Below are 25,806 nucleotides of genomic sequence, written 5' to 3' on the forward strand. Positions count from 1 at the left end.
GGGGAATGTCACAATGTCCGGCGTGGGTGCGATCACGTTGGACGGCAAGGCCACGCGCGACGAGATCTTCGTCGACCTCAAAGCCCGGGTGGACAACCTCGCCCGGGCGGGCCGCATTCCGGGGCTGGGCACCATTTTGGTCGGCGACGACCCGGGCTCGCACGCCTACGTGCGCGGCAAGCACGCCGACTGCGCCAAGGTCGGCATCACCTCGCTCCGCCGCGACCTGCCGGCCGACGTCAGCGCGGCGCAGCTCGACGACACCATCGACGAGCTCAACGCCAACCCGGAGTGCACCGGTTACATCGTGCAGCTGCCGCTGCCCCGCCATCTCGACGAGAACGCCGCGCTGGAACGCGTCGACCCGGCCAAGGACGCCGACGGGCTGCACCCGACGAACCTGGGCCGGCTGGTGCTGGGAACCCCGGCGGCGCTGCCGTGCACGCCGCGCGGGATCGTGCACCTGCTGCGCCGCTACGACGTGCCGATCGCCGGCGCCCACGTGGTGGTGATCGGCCGCGGGGTGACCGTCGGGCGCCCGCTGGGCCTGCTGCTGACCCGCCGGTCGGAGAACGCCACGGTGACGTTGTGTCACACCGGAACCCGCAACCTGCCGGAGCTCACTCGCCAGGCCGACATCATCGTCGCCGGTGTCGGGGTGCCGCATCTGCTCACCGCGGACATGGTGCGTCCCGGGGCGGCCGTCGTCGACGTCGGCGTCAGCCGCACCGATGCCGGACTGGTCGGCGACGTGCATCCGGACGTGTGGGAGGTGGCCGGTCACGTGTCGCCCAACCCCGGCGGGGTCGGCCCGCTGACCCGGGCCTTCCTGCTGACCAACGTCGTCGAGCGGGTCGAGAGCGGACTGTGACGCGCGCGGACGTCCGCCGGCTGGTCGCCGCCCAGTGGCCGATCATGCTGGTCGGGCTGATCTTCGTGGCGGCGTTCGTGTTGGCCGGCGCGAACTTCTGGCGTCGCGGCGCCCTGCTGATCGGGATCGGCACCGCGGTGGCCGCCGCGCTGCGGCTGGTGTTGTCCGAGGAGCGGGCCGGGCTGCTGGTGCTGCGGGACCGGGGACTGGACTTCGCGACGATGACGACGGCCGCCACGGCGATGGTCTATATCGCCGCGACCGTCGACCCGCTGGGAACCAGTTAGGCGGCGGGGATGACCGGAATCGCCGGAATCGCCGGGATGCCCCCGGTCAGACCGGGGATGCCGACCGACATCCCCGGGATCTGCGGCAGTTCCGGAAGCTGGCCGCTGGCCAGCTGCGCCAGCATCTGCGGGCAATAGGCCTGCACCGCGATCTCGGTGAACAGCTGCGCCATCTCCGGCGACATGGCGGGCCCGCCGCCCAGTGCGGTGACCGGGGAGGCCACCGAGGCCGCGGTGCCGGCCGGCTCGGTCAGCATCGGGCAGACGGACTGGCCCAGCTCCGCGGTCGCGGCCGGGTCACCGACGGGCACGCCCGCCCCGGCAAGATCGGACAAGAACGAGGTGTCGATCGGACTCGCCTGCGCCGGCGCCGCGGCGCCGATCAGGCCGGCACATATCCCCAGGCCGGTCAGGGCCACGAAGCGTCGCATTATCTCCCCCGTCTATCTGCCCGGCGCCGAGCGGCACGGGGACTGGTGGTTGAAATTCTGCATCAAAGGGATAACGCCGACGAGTCGGCCGGGTCACGGTTTGCCTACGACGGGTCCAGCGTGGCCCGCACGCACACCGTGATGTAGGGCAGCGCCAGCCCGGTCGAACCGACCAGCGCCGGATGGGTGGCCAGCAGGTGGCGGACCTGATCCAGCGTCTTGGTGCGCACTGCGTCCGGTGAGGTGATGCAGTAGCTGCGGGAGGCGACCAGGTCGATCAGCGCCTGGGGAGTCAGGTAGTTGGTCCACTCCAGCTGGTGGTGTTCGATCGCACCGAACGGCGCCGGCAGTGTCACGCCGCCGTCGACGGCGTCGCGGGCGTCTTCGCGGCCGATGATCTCGCCGAGTTCCTTGACCCAGCCCAGCCGCTCGTCGCGGGTGTTCCACACCAGGCCCAGCCGGCCGCCCGGGCGCAGCACCCGGATCAGCTCGGGGATGGCCCGTGCCGGGTCGAACCAGTGCCAGGCCTGCGCCACCAGCACGGCGTCGACGCTGTCATCGGGCAGCGGGATCTGCTCGGCGGTGCCCAGCAGGGCCGGGGTCTGCGGCAGCGAGGTCTGCAGCACTTCGAGCATCTCGGCGATCGGGTCGACGGCCACCACGTTCAGGCCGCGCTCGACCAGCCGGGTGGTGAGCTTGCCGGTGCCGGCACCCAGATCCAGCACGTCGGCGGCGTCCGGTGGCAGCAGCCAGTCGATCGCCTCCGGCGGGTAGGACGGGCGGCCCCGTTCGTAGGCGGCCGCCTGCGAGCCGAACGACAGCGATCGATCGTGCCGGGGCTGCCGCGACCGGTTCACCGCCGGTGCACCCCCGCCGAGTCCGCCAAGTCCAGGGTCTGGCGGATCAATTCTCCGACGCGGTCGGTCTCCAGCAGGAAGCCGTCGTGGCCGTAGTCGGACTCGACCACTTGCAGGCGCGCGCAGCCGGGTAGCAGCTCGGCCAGCTCGGCCTGCAGGCGCAGCGGATACAGCCGGTCGGAGGTGATCCCGGCGACCACGGCCGGTACCGGGCAGTCGCGCAGGGCGGCGGCGACCCCGCCCCTGCCGCGGCCCACGTCGAAGCCGGACAGCGATTCGGTCAGCGTGACGTAACTGCCGGCGTCGAACCGCGCCACCAGCTTGCCGCCCTGGTGGCCCAGGTAGCTCTCCACCGCGTAACGCGGGTCCGCTGGGTCTTCCTCGGCCTGCGCTCTGTTGCCGAATCGCCGGTCGAGTTCGGCCTCGCCGCGGTAGGTCAGGTGCGCGATGCGCCGGGCGATCGCCAGCCCGCTCTCGGGACTGCGGCCGGTGCCGTGGTAGTCGCCGCCGCACCAGTCCGGGTCGGCCTTGATCGCGGCGATCTGGGTGCTCTGGGTGCCGATCTGGTCGGCGGTCGCCCGGGCGCCGACGGCCAGCAGCAGGCCGGCGCGCACCCGGTCCGGGTGGCCGATCATCCACTCCAGCCCGCGGGCGCCGCCCATCGAACCGCCCACCACCGCGGCCACCTCGGTGATGCCGAGCGCGGCCAGGGCGGCGATGTCGGCTTCCACCTGATCGCGAATCGAGATGGCGGGAAACCGTGAGCCCCAGGGTTTCCCGTCGCGGGCCAGCGAACCCGGGCCGGTCGATCCGCGGCAGCCGCCCAGGGCGTTGGTGGCCACCGCGCACCAGCGGGAGGTGTCGATCGGGGCGCCGGGCCCGACGATCCCGTCCCACCAGCCCGCGGTGGGATGTCCGGGCCCGGCCGGCCCGGTGACATGGGAGTCCCCGGTCAGCGCGTGCAGCACCATGACGACGTTGTCGCGACGCGGCGACAGCTTGCCCCAGCGCTGCACGGCGATATGGACGTCATCGAGCACCGCTCCGCTCTCCAAGCGCAGCGGGCCGATGCCGACCGTGCCGGTCTCTCCCTCGGCGGGCAGCACGTGGGTCGAGAATTCCGAAATCGTCACCGTGGCCTCTTTGACAACCGCCTCAACGAGCCGCCAGCGCAGACGATTCGCCGAGCTGTGTTGCGGCTGCGGCGAACCCGAGTTCCAGGTCGGCCAAGATGTCATCGATGCCTTCGATGCCGACCGCCAGCCGGACCAGGCCCGGGGTGACGCCGGTGGACAGCAATTCGTCTCCGGAGAGCTGGCTGTGGGTGGTGGACGCGGGGTGGATCACCAGCGAGCGCACGTCACCGATGTTGGCGACGTGGCTGTGCAGCTGCAGCGCGTTGACGAATGCCTTGCCGGCCTCGATACCGCCGGCCACCTCGAACGAGAGCACCCCGCCGACCCCCTTCGGGGCGAGCTGCTGGGCCCGCTCGTACCACGGTGAGCTGGGCAGCCCGGCGTAGTTGACGCTCAGCACGTCGTCGCGGGCGGCCAGGAATTCCGCGACCCGCTGGGCGTTGGCGACGTGACGCTCGACCCGCAGGCTCAGCGTTTCCAGGCCCTGGGCGATCAGGAAGGCGTTGAACGGCGAGGCCACCGACCCGTAGTCGCGCATCAGCTGGGCACGGATCTTGATCGCGTAGGCCGGCGGGCCCAGGTCGGCGTAGACCAGGCCGTTGTAGCTGGGGTCGGGGGTGGTGAACCCGGGGTGGCGACCCTGGGTCCAGTCGAAGTTGCCGCCGTCGACGATCACGCCGGCGATCGCGGTGCCGTGGCCGCCCAGGTACTTGGTGGCCGAGTGCACCACGATGTCGGCGCCCTGGCTGATCGGCTGGATCAGGTACGGGGTGGCGATGGTGTTGTCGACGATCAGCGGCACGCCGTGCTCGTGCGCCACCGCCGAGACACCCGGGGTGTCGAGGATGTCGATCTTGGGGTTGGAGATGCTCTCGGCGTAGAACGCCTTGGTGTTCGGCTGGACCGCCGCGGCCCAGGACTCCAGGTTGTCGGGGTCCTCGACGAAGCTGACCTCGATGCCCAGCTTGGGCAGCGAGTAGCGGAACAGGTTGTAGGTGCCGCCGTACAGTCGCGGGCTGGCCACGATGTGGTCGCCGGTGCCGGCGAGGTTGAAGATCGCGAACGTGCTGGCGGCCTGGCCGGCCGACAGCAAGGTGGCGCCCACCCCGCCCTCGAGCGCGGCGATGCGTTCCTCGATGACGGCGTTGGTGGGGTTGGTCAGCCGGGTGTAGATGTTGCCCGGCTCGGCCAGCGCGAAGCGGGCCGCGGCCTCGTCGGTGTCGCTGAACAGGTACGAGGTGGTCTGGTAGATCGGCAGGGCGCGTGACCCGGTTTCCGGGTCACCGGCGTGGCCGACGTGGATCTGCTTGGTCTCGAACGACCAGTTGTTACCGGCGGTCATAGATAGATGCTTTCTGAAGAGAAGTGTTGTCGCTGGGGCAGGAGAGGTGTCAGCGACGACAACAACGGTCTGATCGGCGCAAGGAGGCACGCATCAGGTTCCCCTGTCTACTCGGGGGGCCCGTTGTGGCGGACCCGCGCTTGCCGCGTAGCCGGCGGTGGCTACTCAACCCGGTCAATCACCCGGGGCACCCCACCGCGGTTGGAGGGTTGCCGGCCAGCAAGCCGGGGCTTCGCGCTGGCACTCATGACCGCTTGGCAGCCTATCGCATCTATCGGAGGTGCCGCCACCTGCTCACCGGCCGGTGGCCGCCGTTGGCCGGTACGCGATACTTGAGGCCGCCGTGTACCACGCGGAACAACAGACATACGAACCCTGACGCCGGGAGAACAGCCATGTGCGCCGACCAGCCGACCATCATCTACACGCTGACCGACGAGGCGCCGCTGCTGGCGACGTACTCGTTCCTGCCGATCGTGCAGGCCTTCACCGAGCCCGCGGGCATCGACGTCAAATCCAGTGACATCTCGCTGGCCGCGCGCATCCTGGCGGAGTTCCCCGATGTTCTCACCGAGGAGCAGCGGGTGCCCAACAACCTGGCCGAACTCGGGCGGCTGACCGAACTTCCCGACACCACGATCATCAAGTTGCCCAACATCAGCGCGTCGGTGCCGCAGCTGGTCGCCGCGATCAAGGAACTGCAGGGCAAGGGCTTCGCGTTGCCGGACTATCCGGCCGACCCCAAGACCGACGCCGAACGCCAGACCCACGACCGCTACGCCAAGTGTCTGGGCAGTGCCGTGAACCCGGTTCTGCGCCAAGGAAACTCCGACCGTCGTGCGCCCAAGGCGGTCAAGGAGTACGCCCGCAAGCACCCGCACAGCATGGGGGAGTGGTCGCAGGCGTCGCGCACCCACGTGGCCACCATGCGCCACGGCGACTTCTACCACGGCGAGAAGTCGATGACGCTGGACCGCGCCCGTGACGTGAAGATGGAGCTGAAAACCAAGGGCGGCAAGACGATTGTGCTCAAGGAGAAGGTTGCGCTGTCCGACGGCATGATCATCGACTCGATGTTCATGAGCGTGCGCGCGCTGCGCGAGTTCTACGAACAGGAGATGGAGGACGCCCGCAAGACCGGCGTGATGTTCTCGCTGCACGTCAAGGCCACCATGATGAAGGTCAGCCACCCGATCGTGTTCGGCCACGCCATCAAGGTGTTCTATAAGGACGCATTCGCCAAGCACCAGAAGCTCTTCGACGACCTGGGCGTCAACGTCAACAACGGCCTGGTCGACCTGTACGACAAGATCGAGACGCTGCCGGCCTCCCAGCGCGAAGAGATCATCGAGGACATGCACGCCTGCCACGAGCAGGGTCCCGAACTGGCGATGGTGGATTCGGCCAACGGCATCACCAACTTCCACTCGCCGTCGGATGTCATCGTCGACGCCTCGATGCCGGCGATGATCCGGGCCGGCGGCAAGATGTACGGCGCCGACGGGCGGACCAAGGACACCAAGGCGGTCAACCCCGAATCCACTTTCGCGCGGATCTACCAGGAGCTGATCAACTTCTGCAAGACCCACGGCCAGTTCGACCCGGCCACCATGGGCACCGTGCCCAACGTCGGCCTGATGGCACAGAAGGCCGAGGAATACGGCAGCCACGACAAGACCTTCGAGGTCCCCGAGGCCGGGATCGCCGACATCGTGGACCTGGACACCGGTGAGGTACTGCTGACCCAGAACGTCGAGGCCGGTGACATCTGGCGGCTGTGCACGGTCACCGACGCCGCCATCCGCGACTGGGTGAAGCTGGCCGTGGAGCGCGCGCGGATCTCCGGCATGACGGTGGTGTTCTGGCTGGACACCGAGCGTCCGCACGAGGCCGAGCTGCGCAAGAAGGTGAAGGCCTACCTGGCCGACCACGACACCGAGGGCCTGGAGATCCAGATCATGCCGCAGGTGTGGGCGATGCGCTACACCCTGGAGCGGCTGATCCGCGGCCAGGACACCATCGCCGCGACCGGCAACATCCTGCGTGACTACCTCACCGACCTGTTCCCGATCCTGGAGCTGGGCACCAGCGCCAAGATGCTGTCGATCGTGCCGCTGATGGCCGGCGGCGGCATGTATGAGACCGGCGCCGGCGGTTCGGCGCCCAAGCACGTCAAGCAGCTGGTGGAGGAGAACCACTTGCGGTGGGACTCGCTCGGCGAGTTCCTGGCGTTGGGCGCCAGCTTCGACGACATGGGCGCCAAGACCGGCAACCGCGGCGCGAAGATCCTGGGGCAGACGCTGGACACGGCGATCGGCAGGCTGCTGGCCGACAACAAGAGCCCGTCGCGCAAGACCGGGGAGCTCGACAACCGCGGCAGCCAGTTCTTCCTGGCCAAGTACTGGGCGCAGGAGCTCGCCGCGCAGACCGAGGACGCCGCGCTGGCCGAGCATTTCGCCGCGGTGGCGAACGGGTTGGAGAAGAACCAGGACGTCATCCTCGACGAGCTGACCGTGGTGCAGGGCAAGGCGGTGGACATCGGCGGCTACTACGCGCCGGATCACGATCTGACGGCGGCGGTGATGCGGCCCAGCCCGACGCTCAACGCGGTGATCGCCGGCAAGGACTGACCGGACCGACCGCTGCCCACCCCGCCGACCACCCCGCCGAGTGGGAAATCCACGACCAACACGCCGACGGCGTCGTCGGGGATTTCCCACTCGACCGATGCTGACGCGCTGCGCGTGCGAGAATTCGCCGGGTAAGGCGATGACGAGGTAGGAATCCGGTGCGAACCGGCGGTTCAGCGAAGCTGGGGCCGCCGCTTCAATTCCGGAGCGGTCCCGCCACTGTGATCGGGGGAGCGAAGCCCGCCCGAGAGCCAGACACTCACGTCGTCGCGACCTGCGATTCGGGGCGGGCACCCCGAGGAAGCTGGCGAACGTGACCGCGCCGATTTGGATCGCGTCTCCCCCCGAAGTCCATTCGACGCTCCTGTCGGCCGGGCCCGGCGCCGGTCCGCTGCTGGCGTCGGCGGCGGCGTGGAGCGCGCTGAGCAGCGAGTACGCCGAGATCGCTGACGAGCTGACGGCCCTGCTGGGCGCGGTGCAGGCCGGGGCGTGGCAGGGCCCGTCCGCCGAGGCGTACCTGACGGCCAACACCCCGTACCTGGCCTGGCTGATCCACGCCGCCGCCGACAGTTCGGTGATGGCCGCACAACAGCAGGTCGCGGCCTCGGCCTACAACGCCGCGCTGGCGGCGATGCCGACGATGGCCGAACTGGCGGCCAACCACGTCACGCACGCGGTGCTGGTGGCCACAAACTTCTTCGGCGTCAACACCATTCCCATCGCGCTCAACGAAGCCGATTACGGCCGGATGTGGCTGCAGGCCGCCACCGTGATGGCCAGCTATCAGGCCGTCGCCGGTGCGGCGGTGGCGTCGAGTCCGCAGGCCGTCGCCGCGCCGCAGATAGCCAAAGCCGAATCGGCCAGTTCGAGCGCCGCCAGCCAGCCGCAGCTGCCGCCGGATCGGCAGAACGACATCATGGAGTGGCTGCAGAACAGCGGCTACACCGATTTCTACAACAACGTGCTGCAGCCGATGATCAACGAACTGGCGGCCAACCCCTACCTGCAGTCGATGTTCGCCGGCTTCGATCCCTGGCTGCCCGTGCTGGGCAACCCGCTCAGCTTCTTCAGCCCCTACAACATCGCGTTCGCGCTGGGCTACCCGATGGACTTCGGGTCGTTCGCGGCCTATCTGTCGCAGACCTTCGCGTTCATCGCCGCCGACCTGGCCGCGGCGTTCGCCAGCGGCAACCCCGCCACCATCGCCGCCACCTTGCTGTTCACCGCGGTCGAGGCGATCGGCACCATCATCACCGACGTGATCGCCCTGCTCAAGACGCTGCTGGAGCAGGCGATCGTGCTGATCCCGGTGATGCTGCCGATGCTGACCGCCGCGTTGGCGCCGCTGGCCGCGGCGCCGCTGGCCGGGCTGGCGGGACTGTCCGGGCTGGCCGCGCTGCACGCCGTGCCGGTTCCGGTCGTTCCGGTGGTCCCGCCGTTCGCCGGTCTGACGGTGGCGCCGACGCCACCCGCCGCGGCGCCGACTCCCGCGCCCGCCCCGGCCCCGGCCCCGGCGCCCGCTCCGGCCGCCGGTGCACCGCCTGCACCGCCGCCGCCAGCCGCGCCGCCGCTGTCGCCGGTGGACGGCATGTCCTACCTGTACATGGTGGCCGGCCTGGGCCAGCAGGCCCGCCGGGCGGCGGGCACCAGCGCGCGCCGCCGCAGGGCGCCCGAACCCGACGCCGCCGAGGTTCCGGCGGCCGCGGCCGCCGCCGAGGTGCAGGCCAAGACCCGGCGGCGCCGCAAGGCGAAGACCGACATGCTCGGCCGCGGTTATGAGTACATGGACTTGGACGATGCCCGGGATGCGGTGGCCGGCGCGGACAACACCGACCCGCCGGGCGCCGAGCACGTGCTCCCCAGTGGACTGACCGCCCTGGCCGGGGACGCATTCGGCGAAGTGACGGCACCGATGACACCGGGCACCTGGACGCGGGAACGTCGCAAGCTGGCCCCTTAACGTGCGATAATGCGCCGGTAAGGCAACGACGGTGCAGGAAGCCGGTGAGAATCCGGCACGGTCCCGCCACTGTGATCGGGGAGCGACCCTCAACAGCCACGGCTCCACAGGGAGTTGGAAGGCGAGGCGAGCGATGATCCGAGAGTCAGGACACTCACGTCGTCGCATCCTGCTACCCGGGGCGGTGTACCCCGAGAGAGCTGGTCGACGTGACCGCGCCTATTTGGATGGCGTCGCCTCCTGAGATCCATTCGTCGTTGTTGTCCGCCGGTCCCGGTGCCGGTCCCTTGCTGGCCTCTTCGGCGGCGTGGACGGCTTTGGCCGTCGAGTACGCCGAGATCGCCGATGAGCTGACCGCGCTGTTGGGTGCGGTGCAGGCCGGGGCCTGGCAGGGCCCGGCCGCGGAGGCGTTCGTGGCCGCCAACGCGCCCTACCTGGCGTGGTTGGTGCGCGCCGGTGCCGACGCCACGGCGGCCGCTGCCCAGCAGCAGACCGCGGCTGCCGCCTACAGCGGCGCACTGGCGGCGATGCCGACGATGGCCGAGCTGGTAGCCAACCATGTCACGCATGCGGTGCTGGTGGGCACGAACTTCTTTGGCGTCAACACGATTCCGATCGCGCTGAACGAGGCCGACTACGCGCGGATGTGGCTGCAGGCTGCCACCGTGATGACCGCCTACGAGGCCACCGCGACCGCCGCGGTGGCGGCATCGCCGCAGACCGAGCCGGCGCCCCCGGTGCTCAAGGCCGCCGGGAGCGCGGACGCGACCGCGCCGGAGCCGCCCCAGTGGTTCCTCGACTTCGCGAAATGGCTCGAAGGACTCGTCCCCAGCCCGCCGTATCCCGACAGCAGTCAGTACCCGCTGTATGCGCAGTTGACCGAGTTCTTCGACAAGATCGGCTTCACCGGCATCTCGGGTCCGCTCGCCGATTTCTTCACGAGCCTGCAGAGCGGATCGTCGTTGTTGCCGCCGTGGGGCGTGCCCGGCTCGTGGCTGGGGTGGACCGGCAACCCGCTGAGCTATTTCAACCCGGCAAACCTGGCGTACATCTTCTCGGTGCCCCTGGATCCGGGGTCGTATTTCGCGTTCACCACCATCGTCATCGTCGACGATCTGCTGGCGATCATGTACACGGCGCTGTTCAACCCCCAGGGACTCGGCCTGGTGGTACCGCTGGCGATGGTCGAGATCGTCGGCGCGACGATCGGTAACACCATTCAGGCACTCAACTACCTGATCACCCAGACGGCACTGATACCCGCATTGCTGCCCGCCCTGGCCGCCACGAGCGTGCTGGCCCCGGCCGGGGTGCTCGGCGGCCTGGGCATCGGCGGCTTGGCGCACCACTTCGCGGCGGCCGCCGCGGTGCCGCCGCCACCCGCCCCGCCACCCGGGCTGGCGATGGCCCAGCCGCCGGCCCCGGCGCCCGCGCCCGCCCCGGCACCGGCTCCGACGCCCGCACCGGCGCCTGCACCGGCCGCGGCACCCACCCCGCCGCCCGGCGCGCCGCCTCCCACACCTGCCGGGCCGCCGTCGGTCACCATGCCGGCCTACATGTACATGGTCGGGGGCCTGGACATGGGTGCCCGACGCGCATCAGGAACCAGTGCCCGCAAGAAGCCGGTGCCCAAGCCGGACAGCGTGGACGTCCCAGCAGCCGAGGCGGCCGAGCAGACCGCGCCCCGGCGGCGGCGGCGCAAGTCGACGGCCGACATGTTAGGCCGCGGCCATGAGTACATGGATCTGGAACCCGAGCCTGCACTGGTGGCGGCTTCGGATCGCGGTGCGGCACAAGGCTTCGCCGGTGGCTTGCACCGGGTGGCGGGCGCCCGCCCGGCCGGGCTGACCGCGCTGGCCGACGACGGATTCGGCGGTGGCGCGGTCAGCCCGATGATGCCCAACACCTGGCCGGCCGACGAGACCTAACCGCTGGGCCTGATGCGGCGGTCCAGCTTCGGCTCTCCTGCGTCGAGCCTTGCTAACCGCCGGGCCTGATGCGGCGGTCCAGCTTCGGCCCTCCTGCGTCGAGCCTTGCTAACCGCCGCAGCGGATCCGAGCCCCGCTGCGGTCCAACGGGTCCGGTCCCAGCCCCAGGTACTTCTCGCGCAACTTGTCCCACAGCTCCAGCTGGCCCCACTCGGGCTCCTCGCGCATCTGCTGGTCGTTGGTGAGGAACGGATTGGGCAGCATCAGCGTCATCATCTGCTCGTCGCGGCCGTTGAACAGGCGCACTCCCCACGACATCGGGTTGCCGTCCTTGCCGATCCGGCGATACAGCTCCGCTCGGGTGCAGCGGCGGATCCGGCCCAGCTCGGAGCCGCTGGCCCGGTGCTTGCCGATGCACAGGTGAAAGTGCCAGCGGCCGAAATCGACGGTGGCGTAGCCGTCGAGCATCGCGATCTTGCGCGGCGCATTCGGTGCGGCCACCTCCCAGGCGGCGCCTTGCATGATGATGCCGAACCAGATCTCGTCCCAGTACTCGTCGAAGCACAGGTGCAGCAGATCCAACAGGCTCTGCTGATCGGTGGGCAGCGGCCACAGTTGTTCGCGGCCACGGTCTTCGGTGTCGACGATCGGGGGATCGGCGACGATCTCGGTGGCGGTTTCGGTCATGTGAATCCCTTCTTATCGGGTGTGCGAATCTCGGGCTTATGGGTGAGTGCGCAGTCGATGCACAGCCCGCCGCCGGGCGTGCGGTAGAACAGGCAGCAGGTGGCGCGTCGGTAGTCGGTGCCTGAGTCGTTGAAACGTATTGTGTCGGTGAGGCGTTCGTCGTCGCACACCGTTCGTGCGAGCTCCCAGCACGGTTCGGCCGCCAGCTGTGCACCGTGATGGCGGTGCAGCGCACGGGCGGCGCCCAGCGCGGCGGAGGCGGCATTGCCGTACAGCAGCTTCTCCGAGATCGAACCGAGCCGTCGCACCGCGGCGGCCAGCGGTGTCAGGTGCCTGCTCAAGACGATGTCGGCGAGCCGAGACGCCGGGTCCGGCCCCTGCCAGGCCACGGGATTGGCCAGGTGCAGCCGCACCGTTCCGCCGGATTCGGAGTACCAGAGCTCACCGGGGTCAAGGTCCAACAACAGGCCGTGCTCGGCGATCGCGCCCAGCCCGATCGACCACAGCCGCGCCGCGAAGCCCAGGAAGAAGGTCGAGGCGGCCACCCGAAAATCCGATGCGCCGATCCGGTCTCGCACGGTGCCGACCGCATCAGCGAGCAGATCTTCGTCGGTATAGAGCTGTGTCACCGGGCGCCAGCCGCCGCCTTCGACCGGCCCGGTGGACACCGCGAAATACGGGCTGACGTCCGCCAGTTCAGCCAACGCGGAGACCACCCGGTCGGCCGGTGCGCAGCGGTGTGGGCCGGTGGGCAGCGTGCGCAACCGCTGCGGCAGGTCGCGCATCGCGGTGTGGGTGGTCGACGTCGCGCAGCGCAGCGTGACCGCGCCGGGATCGGTTGCGGTGACGAGAAGTTCACAGTTCTCGCCTGGCTCGGCGCTGTCCCAGCCCTCCCGCGACAGCACCCGCAGCAGCGCGGTGCGCAACGGTTCGCCGGCGTCGATGCGCGCGGATCGGCGCTCACCGCCTTCGGTGCCGAACGCGAACATGCCGCTGCCCGGGTCGAAACGCAGTGTGTCGGTGTCGAACATCGCCCCGATGCGCCCGGACAGCATCAGCTCCTCGCCGACGGTGTCGACCAGGGTGCCGGCCGGGTCCAGCAGCCACACCCGGTCGGCCACCCGCAGCGCCAATTCCAGGTCGTGGGTGCTGAGCACCACCGCCAACTGCTGGTCGCGGGCCAGTTTGCGCAGCAGCCCGAACAGCCCGGCCCGCGACGACACGTCCAGGAAAGCGGTTGGCTCGTCGAGGATCAGCAGCCCGGGCTGCTGCGCCAGCGCACGCGCGGTCAGCACACGCTGACATTCACCGTCGGACAACTCCACGGCCGGTCGCGACGCCAGATGCTGGGCACCGGTCGCGGCCAGCGCCCAGTCGACGATCTCCTCGTCGGCGGGACGCAGCCGAGACCCCAACCCCAGGTGCGGGATACGGCCGAGGCCGACCAGTGCCCGCGCCGACAGCAGGCCCGGGTCGATCCGCTCGGTCAACACCACCGCGACCCGGCGGGCCAGTTCGTCGCGGGGCAGGCCGGTCAGGTCGGCGCCGTCCAGCAGCACGCGGCCACCGAGTGCGGGCTGCAATCCGGCCAGGGTGCGGATCAAGGTGGACTTGCCGGCGCCGTTGGGCCCGATCAGCACGGTCAGCTCGCCGCGGCGGGCCTGCGCGCTCAAGCCGTTGGCCACCGTCGTCGACCGGCGCCGGCTGCGGTAGCCGATCGCCAGGTCGTCCAGCTGAACCGCCGGTGACATGCGGCGGTCCCAGCTTCGCCTCTCCTCCGTCGAGCCTCGCTGAACCGCCGGTGACATGCGGCGGTCCCAGCTTCGCCTCTCCTCCGTCGAGCCTCGCTGAACCGCCGGGGTCATGACGGCATCCCCGATCCGCGGCGGGCCCGCAGTAGCACGGTGATCACCACCGGCGCCCCGACCAGCGCGGTCACCGCGTTGATCGGGATGACCAGATCGCTGCCCGGGACCTGGCTGACGATGCCGCACGCCAGCGCGGCGACCGCGCCCAGCAACATCACCGTCGGCAGCACCACCCGGTGATCCGAGGTGCCCACGGCGATGCGGGCCACGTGCGGAACCACCAGCCCGAGGAAGGCGATCGGCCCGCAGAACGCGGTCGTCACCCCCGCCAGCAGTGATGCCGAGGCGACCGTGACGATGCGGGCGCGGTGCACGTTGATGCCCATGGTCGCCGCGTAACTCTCACCGAGCAGCAGGGCGTTGAGCGGCCGGATCGTCATCGCCGCGGTGATCAGCCCGACGGCCGCCAGCGGCAGCAGCAGCCGTAGGTCGGTCCAGCCGGTCGCGGCGAAACTGCCCAAGCCCCACAGCAGGTACTGCTGCACCCGCTGCGGGTCGGAGTACACCAGCGCCAGGCTCACCAGCGCGGTGCTGGCCGCGCCGATCATCACCCCGATCAGCAGCAGCGTCGCCGCCGAGCGGGTCCAGCGCGACAACACCAGCACCAGCGTCAACATCGCCGCCGCGCCGAGTGCCGCCGCGAGCACCTCCCCGGCGCGGCTGCCCCCGGCGGTGCGGAAACCGGCGCCGGCGGCACCGCCGGCCAGCACCACCAGCGCCACACCCAGGCTGGCCCCGGAGCTGACCCCGAGGATGTAGGGGTCGGCCAGGGTGTTGCGGAACAGCGTCTGTAGTTGCAGGCCGGCGACCCCGAGGGCGGATCCGGCGGCCAGCGCGGTGAGCACCCGCGGCAGCCGCATGTTCGCCACGATCACCTGCCAGCGTGGATCCGATGCTTCGGCGCCGAGCAGCACCCGTACCGTGTCGGCCAGCGGTACCCGCACCGGCCCCAGCGCCAGCCCCAGCAGCGTCAGCGCCAGTACCGCGGCGATCAGCCCGGCCAGCACCAGCGTCGCGCGCCCGGGCCGCACCGCGGCGGCCGTCATCGCGGCACCTGCCGGTAGAACTCGAAATCATGCCCGGAGCCCAGCTCGGGATGCAGGATCGCGACCAGGTCGCCGAGCAGCAGATCCGGTCGCGCGGTGCCGCGTTCCCAGTACAGATTGCCACCGCCGGGCCCGATCGCCTTGGTCGCCGACCACACCTGGCCGGTGCGGACCGCGGCGAGTTCGCCGTAGCGGCTGTCGCGTGCCACCGCATCATCGACGGTTGCCCAGTCGTCGGTGACCAGCCACAGCGGTGCGTCTGCCGCGCGGGTGTAGACCGATTCGAAATTCAGCTGCCGGCTCTCGGCGCCGTCGTCGGCGAGCCAGGGGTAGGTGCCGCCGGCGTCGGCCACCAGGCGCCCGGAGTAACTGGCGCCGGTCGGCATGGACCAGTGGCCCGAGTACATGGTGCCGACCAGCACCTTGGTCGGCGAGGCCCCCGAGGCCTGCGCGGCCAGCGCCCGGTAGCGGTCACGGATGCCCTGATAGACCTGCCCGGCCCGGCGTTCGGCGCCGGTCAGCGCGGCGAACATCTTGATCCACTCGGCGCGGCCCAGCGGGGTGGGCTCCAGCCATTCGGCGTCGGCGACCACCGGCAGGCCGGCCTCCCGCAGCTTGGGGTAGCCGGCGTCGTCCATGCCCTGGGTGACCAGCACGTCGGGGCCGGCGTGCAGCACGCTTTCGATGTTGACCTGCCCGCCGGGTGCGTAGCCGACGGTCTCACCGGCGTCGATGCGCTCGCGGATCTGCGGGTCGGCGACCGCGGCCGGGCTCGCCACCCCGGTCACCACGTCGGCCTCGCCGAGTTCGGTGATCATCGCCAGATGCGTCGTCGAGCCCGAATACAGCCTGCGCACCGGGACGGTGATGCGTTGGGCGGCAGCCAGTTCGCCGCTCAGTGCCGGGGCAGGCGCCCCGCAGCGCACCAACACATAGGACACCGGCTTGCCGCCGAGGTAGGGGCGGTGCACGGTCAGGATCTGGTAGCTGCGGTGGTATTCGATGGCGAAGTTGGCGGCATCCGACAGCGTCGACTTGTCCGGAAAGTAGTCAGTGTGCGGATCGAAGTCGGTGATGCAATCCTGCCGCCCGTCGGCGGTGCGGGGGGCGTGCTCGGCCGAGCAACCGGCCAGCGCCAGGGCCAGCGCGGTGGCCAGCACGGGGACTACCCGCAGTGCACGGGACATGGGCGTGCATCAGCTTCCTCGGGGTACACCGCCCCGGTTCGCAGGACGCGATGACGTGAGTCTCCTGGCTCTCGGATCACTGCTCGCCTCGCCTTCCAGCCCCACACGTGGCGGACCGTGGCCGATGAGGGTCACTCCCCGATGACAGTGGCGGGACCGCGCCGGATTCACACCGGCTTCCTCACTGTGTTGCCATCGCCTTACCGGCGACATTCTTGCATGCCGCGCTGGGCTAGGCTGGCCGCCGTCTCGTGGCATCAGGAACCCGGTGTAATTCCGGCGGTTCAGCGAGGCTCGACGGAGGTGGCCCGAAGGGGCGGCGGAGGCGAGCCGACGCTGGGACCGCCGAATGATTCCGGGGCGGTTCCGCCACTGTGAGCGGCGCGGTTCGTGGTGCGCCGTCAGCCAGATACTGGCCGCGGGACACCCGACCGGATGGGGCGCGAACCCCGAGGAGGAACCCCGATGTCTGATGCCCGGCGCATCGCCTTGCTGTCCACGTCCGACACCGACCTGCTGTCGGCACGTGCCAGCGGGGCGGCCTACAACCTGGGCAACCCGGCGCGCCAGGACATCGAAGCGGTGCTCGACGGGGCGGATGTCGTGGTGCTGCGGATCCTGGGGTCGTCCGCGGAGATCGCCGACGAGCTGACGCTGCTGCGCGCCACGGGCCTGCCGGTGGTGGTGCTCGGCGGGGAGCGATCACCCAACGCCGAGCTGATGGAGTGCTCGACGGTCCCGATCGGGCTGGCGGCGCAGGCGCATGCCTACCTCGCCGAGGGCGGGCCGGCGAATCTGGCGCAGTTGCACGCGTTCCTGTGCGACACGGTGTTGCTGACCGGTGAGGGCTTCGATGAGCCGACGGTGATCCCGGAATGGGGATACGGGTCTCGCGAGCCGGTTGACGCACCCGATGCGGTGCGGGTCGGGGTGCTGTACTACCGGGCCCACGAAGTCAGCGGGAACGCCGGGTTCGCCCACGCGCTGGCCGACGCGATCGACGCCACCGGCCGGGCGGTCGGGGTGCCGATCTTCGCCGCGTCGCTGCGCAACGCCCCCGACGAGTTGTTCGACGCGCTGGGCACCCTGGATGCGGTGGTGGTCTGCATGCTGGCGGCCGGCGGCGCGATGAACGCCACCGCGACCGTTGGTGCCGGCGACGACGACGGCGCCTGGGATATCGAACAGGTCGCCGCGCTGGATATTCCGGTGTTCCAGGGCTTGTGCCTGGCGTCGTCGCGGGCGGACTGGGAAGCCAACGACGACGGCGTCACCCCGCTGGATTCGGCCACCCAGATCGCCATCCCGGAGTTCGACGGCCGGATCATCACGGTGCCGTTCTCCTTCAAGGAGATCGACGACGACGGGCTGCCGCACTACGCCGCCGACCCCGAGCGCTGTGCCCGGGTCGCGGGTGTCGTGGTGAACCACGCTGTGCTGCGCCGTATCCCGAACGGCCAGAAGAAGCTGGCGCTGGTGCTCTCGGCGTACCCCACCAAGCACTCCCGCGTCGGCAACGCCGTCGGGCTGGACACCCCGGCCTCGGCGGTGCGGCTGCTGCACCGACTGGCCGACGCCGGCTACGACGTCGGGGACGGCTTCGGGGTGTTGGACGTTGCTGACGAGACCGAGGCCGGTGACCGGCTGATCCACACCCTGATCGAGGCCGGCGGCCAGGATGAGGACTGGCTGTCCGCCGCGCAGCTGGCCGGTGCTCAGGTACGGGTGACCGCACAGCAGTACGCCCAGTGGACCGCGGAGTTGCCGGATGAGCTGCGCGACTCGATGACGGCGGCGTGGGGCCCGGCGCCGGGTACGCTGTTCGTCAACGACGCCGGCGAGATCGTGCTGGCCGCACTGCGGTCCGGCAACGTCGTGCTGATGATCCAGCCGCCGCGCGGCTTCGGGGAGAACCCGGTTGCCATCTACCACGACCCGGAGCTGCCGCCGAGCCACCACTACCTGGCCGCATACCGTTGGCTGGCACACGGTTTCGGTGCGGACGCGGTGATCCACCTGGGCAAGCACGGCTCGATGGAATGGCTGCCCGGCAAGACCGCGGCACTGTCGGCGAGCTGTGCCACCGACGCCATGATCGCCGACCTGCCACTGATCTACCCGTTCCTGGTCAACGACCCCGGCGAGGGAGCGCAAGCCAAACGCCGCGCGCACGCCACCATCGTCGACCACCTGATCCCGCCGATGGCGCGCGCCGAGTCCTACGGCGACATCGCGCGGCTCGAGCAGCTGCTCGACGAGTACGGCAACATCGCCACCATGGATCCCGGCAAGCTGCCGGCGATCCGCGGCGAGATCTGGAACCTGATGCGCGCCGCGGAGATGCACCGCGACCTGGGCCTGGACGAGCGGCCGCAGGACGAGGAGTTCGACGACTTCCTGCTGCACGTCGACGGCTGGCTCTGCGAGATCAAAGACGCCCAGATCCGCGACGGACTGCACGTGCTCGGCGGCGCCCCGGCCGGAGCCGAGCGGGTCAACCTGGTGCTGGCGATCCTGCGCGCCCCGCAGGTGTGGGGCGGGGTGGACCACGCGGTGCCGGGGCTGCGGGCCGCGCTGGGCTTGAAGGAAGACGCTGCTGCCGCCGTCGTCGACGAGATCGAGGACCGTGCCCGGGAACTGGTCGAGGCCATGGAGGCCGCCGGCTGGGACATCGGGGCCGCGGACACGCTGCACCCTGACCCCGAGGTGTGCCGGGTGCTGAGATTCGCTGCGGTCGAAGTGGTTCCGCGACTGGCCGGCACCGCAGCCGAGCTGGACTCGGTGCTGCATGCGCTGGCCGGCGGCTTCGTGCGGCCGGGGCCGTCCGGGTCACCGCTGCGCGGCCTGGTCAACGTGCTGCCCACCGGACGCAACTTCTACACCGTCGACCCGCGGGCGGTGCCGTCCCGGCTGGCGTGGCAGACCGGGCAGGCGATGGCCGATTCGCTGCTGCGGCGCTACCTCGACGAGACCGGCCGCTATCCGGAGTCGGTGGGGCTGTCGGTGTGGGGGACCTCGGCGATGCGCACGTCCGGCGACGACGTCGCCGAGGTGCTGGCCCTGCTCGGGGTGCGGCCCGACTGGGACGAGGCCTCCCGGCGGGTGTCGGGGCTGGAGGTCGTCTCGCTGGAGGAGTTGGGGCGTCCGCGCATCGATGTGACGGTACGCATCTCGGGATTCTTCCGGGACGCCTTCCCGCACGTGGTGACGATGCTCGACGACGCGGTGCAGATGGTGGCGACCCTCGATGAGCCGGATTCGCAGAACTTCGTCGCCGCGCACGCCCGCGCCGATTTGGCCGAGCACGGCGACCTGCGCCGGGCGACGACCCGCGTCTTCGGTTCCGCGCCCGGCTCCTACGGTGCCGGCATCCTGCAGGTGATCGAGTCCGGAACCTGGCGCGACGACAACGACCTGGCTGAGGTCTACACCGCCTGGGGCGGATTCGCCTACGGCCGCGGACTGGACGGCTGCGCGGCCGCCGATGACATGCGCACCAACTACCGGCGGATCAAGGTGGCCGCCAAGAACATCGACACCCGCGAGCACGACATCGCCGACTCCGATGACTACTTCGTCTACCACGGCGGCATGATCGCGACGGTGCGGGCGCTGACCGGCGCAGATCCGAAAGCCTATGTGGGCGACTCGACGTCGACGGATGCGGTGCGCACCCGCACGCTGGCCGAGGAGACCGCCCGGGTGTTTCGGGCCCGGGTGGTCAACCCGCGCTGGATCTCCGCGATGCGCCGGCACGGCTACAAGGGCGCCTTCGAACTGGCCGCCACCGTGGACTACCTGTTCGGCTTCGACGCCACCGCCGGCGTGGTGCACGACTGGATGTATGAGAAGCTCGCAGCGGAGTACGTGCTGGATCCGCAGACCCGCGAGTTCCTCGACAAATCCAACCCGTGGGCGCTGCAGGGCATCGTGGAGCGGTTGAAGGAGGCCGCCGACCGGGGCCTGTGGGCCGACCCCGATCCGGAGACCATGGCCGCGCTACAGCAGGCCTATCTGGACGTCGAAGGGGATTTGGAGGACCGTTAATGGCGCTGCAGGTCTGGATCCTGGGTGTCGGGATGGGACCCCAGCACGTCACGGCCGAGGCCGCCGAGGTGCTGCGCAGCGTCGACTACGTGCTGGCCGCAGCCAAGGGATCCGAGGACGGCCTGCTGGCGCTGCGCCGCGCGATAGTCGACGCCTACGCCCCCGCAGTCCCGATCGTCACCGTCGCCGACCCACCGCGCGACCGCTCACCGGAGCTGACCGGACCCGGGTATACCCGCGCGGTCGCCGACTGGCATGCGGCCCGAGCGGCGCGCTACGCCGAAGTGCTGCGTGAGCGGGGTGGCACCGCGGCATTTCTGGTCTGGGGCGATCCATCGCTGTACGACTCGACGATCCGCATCATGGAGCGGATGAAATCCCTTGGCGTGGAACTGGATTTCCAGGTGTTGCCCGGTATCAGCGCCCCGCAGCTGCTGGCCGCCCGACACCGGATCGTGCTGCACGAGGTGGGCCGGCCGGTGCACATCACCACCGGGCGGCGACTTTCGGAGGCCGTGGGCGCCGGTCAGGACAACATCGTCGCGATGCTCAACCCCGACGGGCTGGATCTTTCCGCGCTGGCCGACTGGACGATCTGGTGGGGCGCCAACCTCGGCGCCGCGGGGGAGCGGTTGATGCACGGCCGGGTCGGCGACGTCGCGGGGCAGATCGCCGACGCCCGCCGCGCAGCCCGCGCCGAGGCCGGCTGGGTGATGGACATCTTCCTGGTGCGCAGGCCCTGATGGCCGGGCTGCTGATCGCCGGAACCACCAGCGACGCCGGCAAGACCGTGGTGGCCACCGGATTGTGCCGGGCGCTGGCACGCCGCGGCGTGCGGGTGGCGCCGTACAAGGCGCAGAACATGTCGAACAACTCGATGGTGTGCACCGGCGCCGACGGGACCGCTACGGAAATCGGCCGGGCGCAATGGGTCCAGGCGCTGGCAGCGCGCGCTGTCCCCGAGCCGGCGATGAACCCGGTGCTGCTCAAACCCGGCAGCGACCAGCGCAGCCACGTGGTGCTCATGGGCCGGCCCTGGGGGGAGGTCTCATCGTCGGACTGGCGGGAGGGGCGCCGGGCGCTGGCCGACGCCGCCCACGCCGCCTATGACGATCTGGCGGCCCGCTACGACGTGATCATCGCAGAGGGTGCCGGCAGCCCGGCCGAGATCAACCTACGGGACAGCGATTTCGTGAACATGGGGCTGGCCCGCCACGCCGATCTGCCGACGGTGGTCGTCGGAGACATCGACCGGGGCGGGGTGTTCGCGGGATTCTTCGGCACCGTCGCGTTGCTCGATGCGCAGGATCAGGCGCTGATCGCCGGGTTCATCGTGAACAAGTTCCGCGGTGACGCCGGGCTGCTGGAACCGGGGCTGCGGGAACTGGAGCGGCGCACCGGGCGTCGGGTCTTCGGCACCCTGCCGTGGCATCCCGAATTGTGGCTGGATTCCGAGGACGCCCTGGACCTGGATGGCAGGCGCTCGGCGAAGACCGGGGCGCGACGGGTGGCGGTGATCCGGCTGCCGCGGATCAGCAACTTCACCGACCTGGACGCACTCGGCCTGGAACCCGATCTGGACGTGGTGTTCGCCTCCGACCCGCGCGGGGTGTCCGACGCCGATCTGGTGGTGCTGCCGGGGACCCGCGCCACGGTGTCCGATCTGGGCTGGCTGCGCTCGCGCGGACTGGATGCCGCGATCGTCGCGCACGCCGCAGCGGGCAAGCCGGTGCTGGGGATCTGCGGCGGTTTTCAGATGCTGGGCCGGTCGATCCGCGACCCGGAGGGCATCGAGGGCGCACCGGGCCAGGTGGCCGGCCTGGGTCTGCTGGATGTCGAAACATGTTTCGGCGCAGCCAAAGTGCTGCGGCTGTCCGACGGCGGATACGAGATACACCACGGCCGGATCAGCCGGGGCGAGCGGGTGCAGGACTTTCTCGGCGGCGTGCGTGCCGGTGCGGTGTTCGGCACCATGCGGCACGGAAGTTTCGAGAATGATGCGCTGCGCGCCGAGTTCCTCGCCGAGAGCCTCGGGATGGAACCCTCGGGGGTGTCGTTTCCGGGCGCCCGCGAGCACCGGCTCGACTTGCTGGCCGATCTGGTCGAACAGCAGCTGGATGTCGATGCCCTGCTGGCGTTGACACGCGGCGGGCCGCCACCGGGGCTGCCGTTCTTGGCGGCGGGGGCACCGTGACGCACGTGTTGCTGCTCGGCGGGACCGCCGAAGCCCGCGCCCTGGCCGACCGATTGGTGGCCGCCGGCGTGGATGTCACCACGTCACTGGCCGGCCGGGTGGCCAACCCGCGGCTGCCGGCCGGGGCGGTGCGTATCGGCGGATTCGGCGGAATCGACGGTCTGCGTGCGGCATTGGCCGACTACGACGCCGTCGTCGACGCCACGCACCCGTTCGCCACCACCATGTCCCGCAATGCGGCCGCCGCCTGTTCGGCTGCGGGCCGCCCGCTGCTGCGGCTCGAGCGGCCCGGCTGGGCGGAGCGCGCCCGGCCGTCCTGGCGGTGGGTCGACTCGCACGAGCAGGCTGCCGCGGTGGCGGCCCGGCTGAGCCGGCGGCCGGTGCTGACGATCGGTCGCCAACAACTGGCGTCCTACCTGCCGGCGCTGGCCGACGCGGCGGTGTTGGCACGTGTCGTCGACGCGCCCTCGATCACGCTGCCACCGAGTTGGGCGGTGGTCACCGACCGGGGGCCCTATGCGTTGCCGGGCGAACTCGCGCTGCTGCGCGATCACCGTGCCGACAGCGTGGTGACCAAGGATTCCGGGGGCGAGTACACCTGGCCGAAGATGTTGGCCGCCGAGGAACTCGGGCTGCCGGTGGTCATCGTGCGACGCCCGGACCGGCCGGCGGGGGTGCGATGCGTGTACGACGTCGAGCAGGCGCTGGCCTGGGTGCTAACCGGCCACTGACCAGAGCTGTAGGACGGTACCGGCGGTCAGCAACCCGGCGACCTTGACCACCTCCAGCCCGGCGTAGGCGTAGTGGGCCCGGGAGCGCTCGCGCATCCCACCGGGCGGTGCCACGGCGGCGGCCAACACCGCATCGGAGCGGCGGCGCAGCAGGGGCCGCACGAACAGCGACTGCACCAGCAGCATCGTCACCGCCACGCTGATGGCCACCAGCGCCAGCCGCCCGGGCGGATGAGTGACGACCGCGACCACCACCACCGTCGCCAGCACGATCTCGACGGTGTTGAGGGCACGGAACACCAACCGGCCGATACCCAGCCCCAGCTGGAGGGTGATCCCGGGCGCCCGGAATTTCAGCGGCGCCTCGATGAACGAGATCGCCAGCACCATGCCCAACCAGGCGAAGACGATTGCCGCCGCGATCGCACCCATATCGCTGCTGCCTCCCGAGTTAGCGGTGTCCGTCGGTTGCAGACAAAGCTATCTGTGTCGCGAAGTAACAGACAAGGGTCTTTGGGCGGTAATCCCGGCCACACTCGCCTCGGGCAGACTGACGGGCGTGATTGTGGAACACGGAGTACTGCCCATCCGCCCCGGCCGCGAAGCCGAGTTCGAAGCGGCCTTCGCCACCGCGCGACCGCTGATTGCGGCGCAGCCGGGCTTTCAGGGGATTTCGATGTCGCGGTCGATCGAGTCGCCGAACCTGTACCTGCTGCTGGTGCAGTGGGACAGCGTCGAGGCGCACACCGAGGGCTTCCGGAAGTCGCCTGAGTTCGCGCAGTGGCGGGCACTGCTGCACGAGTTCTACGAGTCCCCGCCGGAAATCGAGCACTTCGCCGCGATCGGGTAGGGATGATGGACCCGTGGACGCGAAGAGAACCCTGGAATTCAATGCCCGCAACATCGCGGAGTTCCGCGATAACGGCGGCAAGCTGGGCGGCCCGTTCGAAGGGGCGCCGGTCCTGCTGCTGACCACGACCGGGGCCAAGTCCGGGCAGCCGCGCACCAGCCCGATGATGTACCTGCCCGAGGGCGACCGGATTTTCGTGTTCGCCTCCAACGAGGGCAAGGACAATCATCCCAGCTGGTATCACAACCTGCGGGCGAACCCGTCGGCCACCGTAGAGATCGGCACCGAGACCTTTCCCGTCACCACCACCGAGATCACCGGGGCAGAGCATGACCGGCTCTACGACATCCAGGCGCAGCGCTATCCCGGCTTCGCCGGGTACCGGGAGCGCACCGACCGGGTCATCCCCGTCATCGAGTTGACCAAGACCATGCCCTGAGCCGTGGTGCCGCCCCTGCTCACGCCGCCGGCGGGTCGGGATCGCCTTTCCAGGAGTTCCTCGGGAGGGTGGGCGTGATCTTGGGCGGTCCGGTGCCGTCGGTCCAGCCGCCCCCAATGCCGTTGCCATACAGCGAAGCTACGAAGCGGCCCCGACAGCCTGCGGTGCACGGCCCCGGAAAAGGTCAAGCTGTGAACGAAACCCCAAACTGTGGATAACATCGCATCGTGGTTCGTTGCGCCTACGCTCACGATGCGGCTGTCGTGCTGCGCCCCGGCGGCAGTCCGAATGCGGCCGGCGCGGCGATCACGCTGGCGCTGTGCGGCAGCTGGGACCACCCGCCGCCGTGCCCGCTGGCGCCGCATCACACCGCGAATCACGTCTCCGGTGAGGACGTCACGCTGCGGATACTGTTCGCCGCCGACGCCGCCGACGAACCACGCGTCCGCCGGCTCATCGGCGAGGCGCTCGCGGCCGAAGAGTTGACCGGACCGGACGGGCGGGTCACCCAGTGGCGGCTGAAATCCGCTGCCGCCGGCCGGCTTCGGACGAGCGAGCACGACCACGCCGCCGATCTGATCGCCCATCACTGAGCCGTCACTGTCGGTGGCCGGGTGCAAGATCGGGTCATGATCGATATCCGATTTCTCGGCACGGCCGCGGCAGCCATCTTGGCATGGGCTGCAAGTATTCTCGGGTTGGCGGCACCGCCTGCCAACGCCAACCCGGATAACGGCTGTTACAGCTCACTGCCGTGGGCGGTGTGCAATCAGCCGTGGAACAACTACCCGCCCGGCTCCTGGAGCTTCAACCCCGGCCCGCGCCAGTGGGGTCCGCACGGCTACGTCCCGTGCACCGCCGCGAACGGCTGCGACAGCTGACTCAGTCGCGCACGTGCGGCAACCGGGGCCGGCGCTCCATGAAGGTCGCATCCGGGGCGGCGAAGTCGAACGTCGCATAGAGGCCGTGCGCGTCATTGGTGTGCAGCATCCAGCGGAAGTCGCGGCCCGGCCCGTCGTCGATCATCACCCGCAGCAAGCCCCGGCCGATGCCGCGACCGCGCTCGGCCGCCGCGACGTACACGTCGGCCAGATACGCCATGGCCGCACCATCGGAGAACGCCCGGCAGAAACCCACCATCGCCCCGTCGTCGGCCCGGTAGGCGCCCACCAGCCGCCACGCCTCATCGAGTTGATGATCGAACATGGCGCGGGTGCGATACTTCGCCCAGTACGTGTGCTCGGTCAGTTCGTGCCAGAGCCAGTCACGATCCACCCGCGCACTCGCCGTGGAGAATTCGACAGGGATGGACACA

Annotated in this window: 23 protein-coding genes and 4 riboswitches; of the genes, 13 read left to right on the top strand and 10 right to left on the bottom strand. The window is 70.2% G+C overall.

The window, feature by feature from the left end; translation table 11 throughout:
* The first annotated feature begins 22 nt into the window (after positions 1-22).
* Complete coding sequence (locus tag G6N19_RS14285) at positions 23-871, top strand: bifunctional methylenetetrahydrofolate dehydrogenase/methenyltetrahydrofolate cyclohydrolase (RefSeq protein ID WP_041320128.1); 849 nt, start codon at positions 23-25, stop codon at positions 869-871.
* A gap of 44 nt (positions 872-915) precedes the next feature.
* Entirely contained in the window at positions 916-1,158 is a 243-nt protein-coding gene (locus tag G6N19_RS14290; RefSeq protein WP_049793046.1) for a DUF3017 domain-containing protein, read from the top strand.
* Here the strand turns inward: G6N19_RS14290 and G6N19_RS14295 are convergent.
* The 4 genes from G6N19_RS14295 to G6N19_RS14310 all read right to left on the bottom strand — a co-directional run bounded on the left by G6N19_RS14295 (position 1,155) and on the right by G6N19_RS14310 (position 4,924).
* Positions 1,155-1,589, bottom strand: a complete 435-nt coding sequence (locus G6N19_RS14295; RefSeq protein ID WP_041318570.1) for a DUF732 domain-containing protein — start codon at positions 1,587-1,589, stop codon at positions 1,155-1,157. The two genes, G6N19_RS14290 and G6N19_RS14295, sit on opposite strands and share 4 nt — an antisense overlap.
* A gap of 104 nt (positions 1,590-1,693) precedes the next feature.
* A complete protein-coding gene (locus tag G6N19_RS14300) occupies positions 1,694-2,446 on the bottom strand; it encodes a class I SAM-dependent methyltransferase (RefSeq protein ID WP_013830120.1) in 753 nt (250 codons plus the stop codon).
* Positions 2,443-3,579, bottom strand: coding sequence for a homoserine O-acetyltransferase MetX (gene metX, locus G6N19_RS14305; protein WP_193465163.1), 1,137 nt, complete (start codon positions 3,577-3,579; stop codon positions 2,443-2,445). Before metX ends, G6N19_RS14300 begins: the two co-directional genes overlap by 4 nt.
* 22 nt (positions 3,580-3,601) lie before the next feature.
* Positions 3,602-4,924, bottom strand: coding sequence for a bifunctional o-acetylhomoserine/o-acetylserine sulfhydrylase (locus G6N19_RS14310; RefSeq protein WP_193465164.1), 1,323 nt, complete (start codon positions 4,922-4,924; stop codon positions 3,602-3,604).
* 131 nt (positions 4,925-5,055) lie between these two features.
* Positions 5,056-5,176, bottom strand: a riboswitch (SAM riboswitch).
* A 143-nt stretch (positions 5,177-5,319) separates the two neighbouring features.
* Here G6N19_RS14310 and G6N19_RS14315 point away from each other — a divergent pair.
* The 3 genes from G6N19_RS14315 to G6N19_RS14325 all read left to right on the top strand — a co-directional run bounded on the left by G6N19_RS14315 (position 5,320) and on the right by G6N19_RS14325 (position 11,442).
* A complete protein-coding gene (locus G6N19_RS14315) occupies positions 5,320-7,554 on the top strand; it encodes an NADP-dependent isocitrate dehydrogenase (RefSeq protein ID WP_013830116.1) in 2,235 nt (744 codons plus the stop codon).
* 108 nt (positions 7,555-7,662) lie between these two features.
* Positions 7,663-7,832, top strand: a riboswitch (cobalamin riboswitch).
* 35 nt (positions 7,833-7,867) lie between these two features.
* Entirely contained in the window at positions 7,868-9,514 is a 1,647-nt protein-coding gene (locus G6N19_RS14320) for a PPE domain-containing protein (RefSeq protein WP_193465165.1), read from the top strand.
* Positions 9,507-9,690, top strand: a riboswitch (cobalamin riboswitch). (Overlaps the previous gene by 8 nt.)
* A 33-nt stretch (positions 9,691-9,723) precedes the next feature.
* Positions 9,724-11,442 (top strand): PPE family protein, encoded by a 1,719-nt coding sequence (locus tag G6N19_RS14325; RefSeq protein ID WP_193465166.1) that lies wholly within the window; start codon positions 9,724-9,726, stop codon positions 11,440-11,442.
* 108 nt (positions 11,443-11,550) lie between these two features.
* On the opposite strand, the gene G6N19_RS14330 is transcribed toward G6N19_RS14325, so the two are convergent.
* The 4 genes from G6N19_RS14330 to G6N19_RS14345 all read right to left on the bottom strand — a co-directional run bounded on the left by G6N19_RS14330 (position 11,551) and on the right by G6N19_RS14345 (position 16,230).
* On the bottom strand, positions 11,551-12,129 hold the full coding sequence (locus tag G6N19_RS14330; protein ID WP_013830113.1) for a DUF7676 family protein: 579 nt from the start codon (positions 12,127-12,129) through the stop codon (positions 11,551-11,553).
* Positions 12,126-13,880: an ATP-binding cassette domain-containing protein gene (locus tag G6N19_RS14335; protein ID WP_013830112.1), complete on the bottom strand. Its 1,755-nt coding sequence runs from the start codon at positions 13,878-13,880 to the stop codon at positions 12,126-12,128. The genes G6N19_RS14330 and G6N19_RS14335 overlap by 4 nt, the downstream gene beginning before the upstream one ends.
* Before the next feature lie 110 nt (positions 13,881-13,990).
* Complete coding sequence (locus G6N19_RS14340) at positions 13,991-15,043, bottom strand: FecCD family ABC transporter permease (RefSeq protein ID WP_193465167.1); 1,053 nt, start codon at positions 15,041-15,043, stop codon at positions 13,991-13,993.
* Positions 15,040-16,230: an ABC transporter substrate-binding protein gene (locus tag G6N19_RS14345; protein WP_193465168.1), complete on the bottom strand. Its 1,191-nt coding sequence runs from the start codon at positions 16,228-16,230 to the stop codon at positions 15,040-15,042. Before G6N19_RS14345 ends, G6N19_RS14340 begins: the two co-directional genes overlap by 4 nt.
* Before the next feature lie 37 nt (positions 16,231-16,267).
* Positions 16,268-16,460, bottom strand: a riboswitch (cobalamin riboswitch).
* A 235-nt stretch (positions 16,461-16,695) separates the two neighbouring features.
* On the opposite strand from G6N19_RS14345, the gene cobN reads away from it, so the two are divergent.
* From cobN to G6N19_RS14365, 4 genes are read left to right on the top strand one after another with little or no spacing between them, the layout of a single operon-like run.
* Complete coding sequence (gene cobN / locus G6N19_RS14350; protein ID WP_193465169.1) at positions 16,696-20,277, top strand: cobaltochelatase subunit CobN; 3,582 nt, start codon at positions 16,696-16,698, stop codon at positions 20,275-20,277.
* Positions 20,277-21,020: a precorrin-6A synthase (deacetylating) gene (cobF, locus tag G6N19_RS14355; protein ID WP_013830108.1), complete on the top strand. Its 744-nt coding sequence runs from the start codon at positions 20,277-20,279 to the stop codon at positions 21,018-21,020. Before cobN ends, cobF begins: the two co-directional genes overlap by 1 nt.
* Positions 21,020-22,471, top strand: coding sequence for a cobyric acid synthase (locus tag G6N19_RS14360; RefSeq protein WP_193465170.1), 1,452 nt, complete (start codon positions 21,020-21,022; stop codon positions 22,469-22,471). The genes cobF and G6N19_RS14360 overlap by 1 nt, the downstream gene beginning before the upstream one ends.
* Positions 22,468-23,202 carry a cobalt-precorrin-6A reductase gene (locus tag G6N19_RS14365; protein ID WP_193465171.1) on the top strand — a complete coding sequence of 245 codons (735 nt, stop codon included), beginning with the start codon at positions 22,468-22,470 and terminating at the stop codon, positions 23,200-23,202. The genes G6N19_RS14360 and G6N19_RS14365 overlap by 4 nt, the downstream gene beginning before the upstream one ends.
* Here G6N19_RS14365 and G6N19_RS14370 read toward each other — a convergent pair.
* Positions 23,188-23,634: a hypothetical protein gene (locus G6N19_RS14370; protein WP_013830105.1), complete on the bottom strand. Its 447-nt coding sequence runs from the start codon at positions 23,632-23,634 to the stop codon at positions 23,188-23,190. The genes G6N19_RS14365 and G6N19_RS14370 overlap by 15 nt on opposite strands.
* Positions 23,635-23,761: 127 nt before the next feature.
* Here G6N19_RS14370 and G6N19_RS14375 point away from each other — a divergent pair, with 127 nt between their 5' ends.
* From G6N19_RS14375 to G6N19_RS14390, 4 genes are all read left to right on the top strand, one after another.
* A complete protein-coding gene (locus G6N19_RS14375) occupies positions 23,762-24,052 on the top strand; it encodes an antibiotic biosynthesis monooxygenase family protein (RefSeq protein WP_041318558.1) in 291 nt (96 codons plus the stop codon).
* Between the two features lie 13 nt (positions 24,053-24,065).
* Positions 24,066-24,491, top strand: a complete 426-nt coding sequence (locus G6N19_RS14380) for a nitroreductase family deazaflavin-dependent oxidoreductase (RefSeq protein ID WP_013830103.1) — start codon at positions 24,066-24,068, stop codon at positions 24,489-24,491.
* A 227-nt stretch (positions 24,492-24,718) separates the two neighbouring features.
* The gene (locus G6N19_RS14385) at positions 24,719-25,084 is read left to right on the top strand and encodes a hypothetical protein (RefSeq protein WP_232062395.1); all 366 of its coding nucleotides are present in this window, start codon (positions 24,719-24,721) and stop codon (positions 25,082-25,084) included.
* A gap of 36 nt (positions 25,085-25,120) precedes the next feature.
* The gene (locus G6N19_RS14390; RefSeq protein WP_193465172.1) at positions 25,121-25,372 is read left to right on the top strand and encodes a hypothetical protein; all 252 of its coding nucleotides are present in this window, start codon (positions 25,121-25,123) and stop codon (positions 25,370-25,372) included.
* Between the two features lies 1 nt (position 25,373).
* Here the strand turns inward: G6N19_RS14390 and G6N19_RS14395 are convergent, their stop codons facing one another.
* Positions 25,374-25,805 carry a GNAT family N-acetyltransferase gene (locus tag G6N19_RS14395; protein ID WP_193465173.1) on the bottom strand — a complete coding sequence of 144 codons (432 nt, stop codon included), beginning with the start codon at positions 25,803-25,805 and terminating at the stop codon, positions 25,374-25,376.
* Between the last annotated feature and the right edge of the window lies 1 nt (position 25,806).

The organism is Mycobacterium novum, assembly GCF_010726505.1.
Lineage (GTDB): Bacteria > Actinomycetota > Actinomycetes > Mycobacteriales > Mycobacteriaceae > Mycobacterium > Mycobacterium algericum.